Below are 2,745 nucleotides of genomic sequence, written 5' to 3' on the forward strand. Positions count from 1 at the left end.
CGTCGGCGGGCCGGAGGTCGCGGTGCTCACCGGGGTCGCCCTCGGGGCGGTGGAGGCCGGTGCACCCGTGGTGCTCGATGGGCTGGCCACCTGCGTGGCGGCCCTGGCCGCGACCCGCATCGAGCCGGCCGTGCAGGCACACCTGGTGGCCGGGCAGCGCTCCCGGGAGGTGGCCCACCCCCGGGTGCTCCGCGCACTCGGGCTGGAGCCCCTGCTGAGCCTGCGCCTGCGGGCCGGCGAGGGGGTGGGGGCCTGCCTCGCCGCCGGGATGGTGCTGGCCACCCTCTCCGCGCGCCGGGAGACCGTCCGCACGGCCGAGGACGCGCCGGGGCAGGACGCGCTGAGGGAGGACACGGCGGGGGAGTGAGGTCGGCCCAGCGGGCCGGGGCCGTCAGTCCACCGGGCCGGCGCCGAGCGCGTACACGTCCATGACCCAGCCGTGCTGCTCGCGCAGGGCGGCACGGACCGTTGCCACCTCGTCGACCACCTCGGCCAGCCGGCCCGCCCGGAGCTCCTGCTGGGGGAGCCCCAGACAGGCGCCCCAGTGCAGGCTCAGGTCGGGGGCGCGGTCCACCAGCTCGCGGCAGGTCAGGTGGCCGTCGAGCATCACCACCGTGGGGCCCAGGTCCGGTGTCCACTCCTGCAGCAGGCGTCGTCCGGTGGTCACGTGCACCGGCTCGCCGATGCCGTGCAGCACCGTGCCGTGCGCGGCGGCGAGGGCCTGGAAGGCGGTGATGCCCGGGGTCACCCTCAGGTCGAGGGGTAGGGTCTGGGCAACGTGGTGCAGCACCCGGAGCGTCGAGTCGTAGAACGCCGGGTCGCCCCACACGAGGAAGCCGGCCACCGCGCCCTCCGGCAGGGTGGCGAGCTGTTCGCGCCAGGCTCGGGCGCGGGCGTCGTGCCAGTCCTCGACACCCCGGGTGTAGGCGGCGCCCCGGCGCGGCGCATCAGCTCCGCGCTCGGGGTCCACGACGGCCACGACGCGATAGCTGCCCTCCTCGAGGTGGGTGCGGCACAGCGCCTCCCGGGCAGCCAGCAGGTCGCGGGCCGCGCCGCCCTTGTCGGCCACGAGGAAGACGTCCACCTCCTGCATCGCGGCCACCGCCTGCATGGTCAGGTGTTGCGGGTCGCCGGCCCCGATGCCGATGACGTGCACCCGCCGCGCGCTCACGCCACACCCGCCCGCGCGAGGTCGAGCATCAGGTCGAGGTCGAGGTGCTCGGCGCACGCGTCGGCCAGTATGTCCACCATCGCGCTACGGCGGGCCACGAACCCCGGAGCGGACGGGTCCGCGATCCACGACGAACCCGCGGCGGAGGCCACCTCGGTGAGCCACGCGCGGCGGAAGGGGTCACCCTCGAGCAGACCGTGCCAGACCGTGCCCCACACCGCGCCGGACCGGGCGCCGCCCACCCAGGTCTCCTCGGCGTCGATGGTGCCGTGGTGGATCTCGTAGCCACTCACGGGCAGGCCCTGCCAGGTGCCGTTCGGGCGGGCGAGCGTCTTCTCGGGGTGGAAGGTCACCGTGCCCGGGAGCAGGCCCAGCCCGTCCACCGCGGCGCCGGACTCGACCGGGTCCACGAGGCGTTCGCGCAGCATCTGGTCGCCGCCGCAGATGCCCAGCACGGGTCGGGCACGGCGTGCCCGCTCGGTGACGACCCGGTCCAGCCCGCGTGAGCGGAGCCATTCGAGGTCGCTCACCGTCGCGCGGGAGCCGGGGAGGACGAGCAGGTCGGCCTCCCGGCACAGATCGGGGTCGGTGGTGACGTGCACGTCCACGTCCGCCTCGGCGCGTAGGGCGTCCACGTCGGTCGCGTTGCTCGTGCGGGGGAGGCGCACGACGGCCACGTGCAGCCTGCCCTCCGTGGCGTCGAGGGCGGGGGCTGCCGTCCAGCCGAGGGTGTCCTCGCCGTCGAGCCAGACGTCGGTGAGCCAGGGCACGACGCCGGCGCACGGCATCCCGGTGCGGCGGGTGATCTCCTCCAGACCCGGTTCCAGGACCGAGGCGTCGCCGCGGAACTTGTTGATGACGTAGGCCGCCAGGTGGGTCCGGTCGGCCTCGTCCACCAGAGCCCAGGTGCCGTACAGGGCCGCGAGCACCCCGCCGCGGTCGATGTCGCCGACGACTGCGACCGGCAGGCCGAAGCGTCGGGCGAGGCCGAGGTTCACGTAGTCGCCGCTACGCAGGTTCACCTCGGCGGGGGAGCCGGCTCCCTCGGCCACCACGAGGTCCACCGAGGCCGAGAGCTCCTCGAATGCCGCGAAGGCCGCCTCGCGCAAGTGCTCCCGCCCCGTGGCGTACTCCCCGGCCCGCAGCTCTCCCGCGGGACGGCCACGCAGCACCACGTGGGAGCGGCGGTCAGAGCCGGGCTTCAGCAGCACCGGGTTGTGCAGGCTCGAGGCCTCCACGCCGGCGGCCTCGCACTGCAGGTACTGTGCCCGGCCGATCTCCGAGCCGTCGGCGCACACCATCGAGTTGTTCGACATGTTCTGCGCCTTGAACGGGGCCACCCTCACCCCCTGCCGCGACCACGCCCGGCACAGGCCGGTGACGAGGAGGGACTTGCCGGCGTCGGAGGACGTCCCGGCGACGAGGATGCCGTTCACGCGCGCCATCGTAGGAAACGCGGCCTGCTGCCCCACGCGACCCCGGCGGTCCCGGCCCTGCTGGGTGCGGCCGTGGGTGGCTGGGCCTGGCCGTCCCCGACTCCCTGTGCAGGCCCGGCGGCTGGGGGCGGACGGGGT

3 protein-coding genes are annotated in these 2,745 nt (G+C 75.2%); 1 reads left to right on the top strand and 2 read right to left on the bottom strand.

Going from position 1 to position 2,745, the window contains the following annotated elements:
- On the top strand, window positions 1-367 hold a 367-nt coding region (locus tag HMPREF3099_RS06425; protein WP_141762028.1), incomplete at its 5' end, for a nicotinate-nucleotide--dimethylbenzimidazole phosphoribosyltransferase.
- 24 nt (window positions 368-391) lie between these two features.
- On the opposite strand, the gene cobF is transcribed toward HMPREF3099_RS06425, so the two are convergent.
- Complete coding sequence (gene cobF / locus HMPREF3099_RS06430) at window positions 392-1,171, bottom strand: precorrin-6A synthase (deacetylating) (protein WP_083323562.1); 780 nt, start codon at window positions 1,169-1,171, stop codon at window positions 392-394.
- Entirely contained in the window at window positions 1,168-2,607 is a 1,440-nt protein-coding gene (locus HMPREF3099_RS06435) for a cobyric acid synthase (protein ID WP_070705230.1), read from the bottom strand. The genes cobF and HMPREF3099_RS06435 overlap by 4 nt, the downstream gene beginning before the upstream one ends.
- Window positions 2,608-2,745: the final 138 nt, after the last annotated feature.

The sequence above is a fragment of the Kytococcus sp. HMSC28H12 genome (assembly GCF_001816045.1).
Lineage (GTDB): Bacteria > Actinomycetota > Actinomycetes > Actinomycetales > Dermatophilaceae > Kytococcus > Kytococcus schroeteri.